Source organism: Corynebacterium sp. 212_CJEI, from assembly GCF_001055915.1.
GTDB lineage: Bacteria > Actinomycetota > Actinomycetes > Mycobacteriales > Mycobacteriaceae > Corynebacterium > Corynebacterium jeikeium_D.
In genome coordinates, this window is record NZ_JVPT01000079.1 from 1 (window position 1) to 3672 (window position 3672).

4 protein-coding genes are annotated in these 3672 nt (G+C 56.1%); 2 read left to right on the forward strand and 2 right to left on the reverse strand.

The genetic code is table 11. The annotated features are described in order from the left end of the window. Positions 1-732: 732 nt before the first annotated feature. Both ADB02_RS11795 and ADB02_RS10630 read right to left on the reverse strand, forming a co-directional pair. Positions 733-1095 carry a DoxX family protein gene (locus ADB02_RS11795; RefSeq protein WP_016421436.1) on the reverse strand — a complete coding sequence of 121 codons (363 nt, stop codon included), beginning with the start codon at positions 1093-1095 and terminating at the stop codon, positions 733-735. After that, a complete protein-coding gene (locus tag ADB02_RS10630) occupies positions 1095-1667 on the reverse strand; it encodes a TetR/AcrR family transcriptional regulator (protein WP_016421437.1) in 573 nt (190 codons plus the stop codon). Before ADB02_RS10630 ends, ADB02_RS11795 begins: the two co-directional genes overlap by 1 nt. 329 nt (positions 1668-1996) lie before the next feature. On the opposite strand from ADB02_RS10630, the gene ADB02_RS10635 reads away from it, so the two are divergent. Next, entirely contained in the window at positions 1997-2254 is a 258-nt protein-coding gene (locus tag ADB02_RS10635; protein ID WP_016421438.1) for a tyrosine-type recombinase/integrase, read from the forward strand. Between the two features lie 190 nt (positions 2255-2444). Continuing rightward, entirely contained in the window at positions 2445-3629 is a 1185-nt protein-coding gene (locus ADB02_RS10640) for an IS256-like element IS3503 family transposase (RefSeq protein ID WP_011018353.1), read from the forward strand. Positions 3630-3672 lie beyond the last annotated feature (43 nt).

The window sequence follows — 3672 nt, forward strand, 5'->3', positions numbered from 1 at the left end:
CCTTTAAACCAAAGAACCCCAGGCCGGAAAACTTCCTGACCTGGAGTTTTGGAGCCGGAAACGGGACTCGAACCCGTAACCTACCGTTAGGGTACCCTGTAAAGGTTTGACCTATAATGCCATTTATGCCTGTCAAAGCCGTTTCTCGCGCCACACAGGGACACCTCCCCTACTAATTTTTGAGGAAAGTCTTTGGGGAAGTGCGGAGTTTTCCGAAGTAGACCCGCAGCTGGACATACGCCACAGCCTGAGTACAAGACTTAACCGGCGGTGGCTACACGGTGTCGACTAGGGGCCACACACCCCTTGCCCCAGCAACCCCTGCCCGTCGCACCCCTACCCCCCACGCATAAAAATGGACTGGGATTGCCCCCAACCCCTCAATTCCGGTTACTGCTCCTGCCACCCCACGTCGTCGGGTGTGACATCCCGGCGCGGGCCCAGTCGCGCAGCGCTCGCCACTGGTATCTCGGATGCAGTACCGCAGATACCCGTCGAAGAGCTGGACGCCTATCTACCAGTCCCGCAGCAGCCCGCCACTCTGCAAATCCCACAACCCCGACCCATCAGCTAGGGCTTTGTCATGCCTTCTGCACCGAGGCAGACGCTCATACCCTTCGACAGGCCGGCGAGGCGGTAGGCGGCTAGCGGGTCCCAGGCACCCGCGGCAAGCCGCCCGGCGCGGGCAACGGCGCCCCTCAATGGGCGAACACAATTGGTAAATTGGTCGTTTCAGGCTATCAATAGTGTCGCAATGAGAGCGCCTAGTGAAATAGCGAGCATCCCTAAGCAATTGACCCAAAACTCGCTACCTAGAAACTTGGCTCGGATATGTGCGATTGCTGCGGTGCAGAAGTAGGCAATGACTCCAACCATCGTCGCTATTCCAATGCCTGGTATCCAGAGCCCAATAATGAGTCCACTTGCTGCTAGGCACTTGATAACGATAAGAGCCCACCACCACTCTGTAGGAAGTCGTACTCCTCTGAGGCAGGCCTCGATGAATGCTACGGGTTTGAGCGAGAGTACCGCGTCTCCGAACAAAATGGCTGCAAGAATGATGGAGGGCCAAGCAGGCGAAGATTCGAGAATCATTATTTTACTCCGTACGCGATTTTAAGACGGGAGATGGAACTGTTCGCGTGAATGGATAGTTCGTCGGTGTCGTATGCACCGGCAGCCCAGCCAAGAAGCAACCCAAGATAAATGTTGTAAAGGATTGTCGCGAACTCTTTAGCGTCATCTTTAGGGAGCATATTGCCTAGGCGCAACACGATTTCATCTACCAAGAGAGTTCGAAGCTCGTTGAGAATCTCTCCGTTGTCTCCCTGTGTGATTAGGGCAGCGCCATACGCTTTCGATAATTCTTCCTGCCCAGTAAACATTTTCAGGAAAGGAGCGAGAACGTCGAGAAGGTTGTCTGATTGTCCACGGAGCTCATCGTGCATGACGGTGATTCGATGTCCGATGGTCTGAATCAACAGCGACTGCTTGCTCCCGACGTTCATAACGGTTCCAACGCTGACGTTAGCTTTCTGCGCGATGGCACGCACATTTGTATCCGCGTACCCGACTGACACAAAAAGGGCATAGGCGGTATCCAAGACTTTATTGCGCGTCGCCTCCTTTTGAGTAGCACGACTTGATTGAACTTGTTCACTGAACATGTTCAAATCGTATCGCTACATCAATCTACGGTCAAGTAGCGATGTGGTTATCCAAGTACATTGCTGTCATGAGAGGCGAGCGGGTTTCCTGCTTACAAGGAGGAAAGTTATAGCTGATCGTCACACACCTACATGTTTTTGCCAGACCAGCTTCTCGGGCCAATAGACTCAAGGATTGCCGAGCGCTTGGCCGATAAGCCTACGAGCTTGTTCCACGGCCAACGCACGACAGGGGCACCGACGACGCGGGTACTGCCTATGCGTGACGACCCATCCGGCACATACCCCCACCCTGGCAAAACTCTGGCCGGGCTCTAACATGGGCAGGCTTGCCGCACCTCGCCGGCGACGATGTGGCGCAGGCCGACCGGGAGCTGCTGCCTGCGGTGATTTCCTATCACGACCTCCGTCACACGGTAGCGACCGCCATGGCTGCAACGGGCAACGCGGCGCTGGCCACCTTGCAACTGGGCCATGCCTCCGCCTCGACTACGGAGGCCGCCTACATCAACCGCGCGGGAGATGTTGACAACTCCGCAATCATTGAAGCGTTCGCTGCCGACGCGCTGGCAATTTTCGGCGGCTAGTCGCTGCCCTCCTGCCGCCGCCCCTGCGCCCTCTTGGCGGGTTAAGTAAAGAAAAGTGTGTCCGCATGCCACCATAACCCCAGACCACACACCACAAATCACCAAAGAATAGCTCCCCGAAAGCTATTACCCACACCATCCCGCACCTCCGGCCACATTTGTGCTAACCGCACACCGGTTGGATTAAAGGATGACCACCAACCGCCCCAGCTGCCCACTATGCGGCAACAACACAAAGAAAAACGGCACCACCAGCAAATCAACCACCCGTTGGCGCTGCACCCACTGCGGACACTCCTTTACCCGCAACACCCAAACCCACAACAAAAACACCGCCACCATGGCTTTGTTCATCCAATGGGCCACCGGCACCCAATCTCTAACCACCTTCGCCGCACACCATGGCGTAACCAGGCAAACCATGCACCACCGATTCCGATGGTGCTGGTGGATCATCCCCACACCCACCATCGACTCATTCCGCATCCATGACCAAATCTTCCTCGACGCGACCTATCTAAAGTCCGGATGCCTCCTGATCGCAGCCAGTAAAACCCACGTCATCAACTGGACCTGGGCCAGACACGAAACCACCGCCGCCTACACCGAACTCCTACGCCCCATTGCCGCACCACTAATCGCAGTCACAGACGGCGGACAAGGTGCCCAATCAGCCATCCACCACTGCTGGCCAACAACACGCATCCAACGCTGCCTCGTCCACGCCCAACGAACAGTCCGCCGCCACACCACCAGCAACCCCCGCACCGATGCCGGCAAAACCCTCTACCGCCTAGCCCTGAAACTCACTCGCATCACCGACCTTGACCAAGCATCCACATGGGTCGCCCACCTGCACGAATTCGACCACACCTACCGGGAATGGATGAACGAGAAAACCACCATCAAAGACCCTGCTACCGGCGCCTACACCAAGGTCTACACCCACCAACGCGTCCGAGCGGCCTATCAATCATTGCTATCTCTGCACCGCAGAGACCTGCTGTTTACCTACCTGCAACCCCCACCAACAACCATCGACCCCGACAACCTTGCAGCAACAACAAACAGCCTCGAAGGTGGCATCAACGCCCCCATAAAAGAACTAGCCCGCAGACACCGCGGACTATCACTACCGCATCAACGCACAGTGATGGATTGGTGGCTGTATCTACATACAGAAGTCCCTGACGATCCGGTCAAGATCGCCAGGGACCAACGATGGGGTCAAGACGCACTTTCCACAGCAACAGACCTGATCACCCACAACACCACAGCCACTACCAATGACATCGGTGCACCAGCAGAATACGACACCGCCATCGACACCAGCTACCAACACAACCTCGGCATCCAAAAAGGCTGGATCAAATAACCGCAACACGCCCGGAAAAGACACACTTTTCTTTACTTAACCC

What these genes read in the sequence shown, in the direction of transcription:
- ADB02_RS10640 (WP_011018353.1), top strand. Translation starts at nt 2,445, where the DNA reads ATGACCACCAACCGCCCCAGCTGCCCACTATGCGGCAACAACACAAAG.
- ADB02_RS10630 (WP_016421437.1), bottom strand. Translation starts at nt 1,667, where the DNA reads ATGTTCAGTGAACAAGTTCAATCAAGTCGTGCTACTCAAAAGGAGGCG.
- ADB02_RS11795 (WP_016421436.1), bottom strand. Translation starts at nt 1,095, where the DNA reads ATGATTCTCGAATCTTCGCCTGCTTGGCCCTCCATCATTCTTGCAGCC.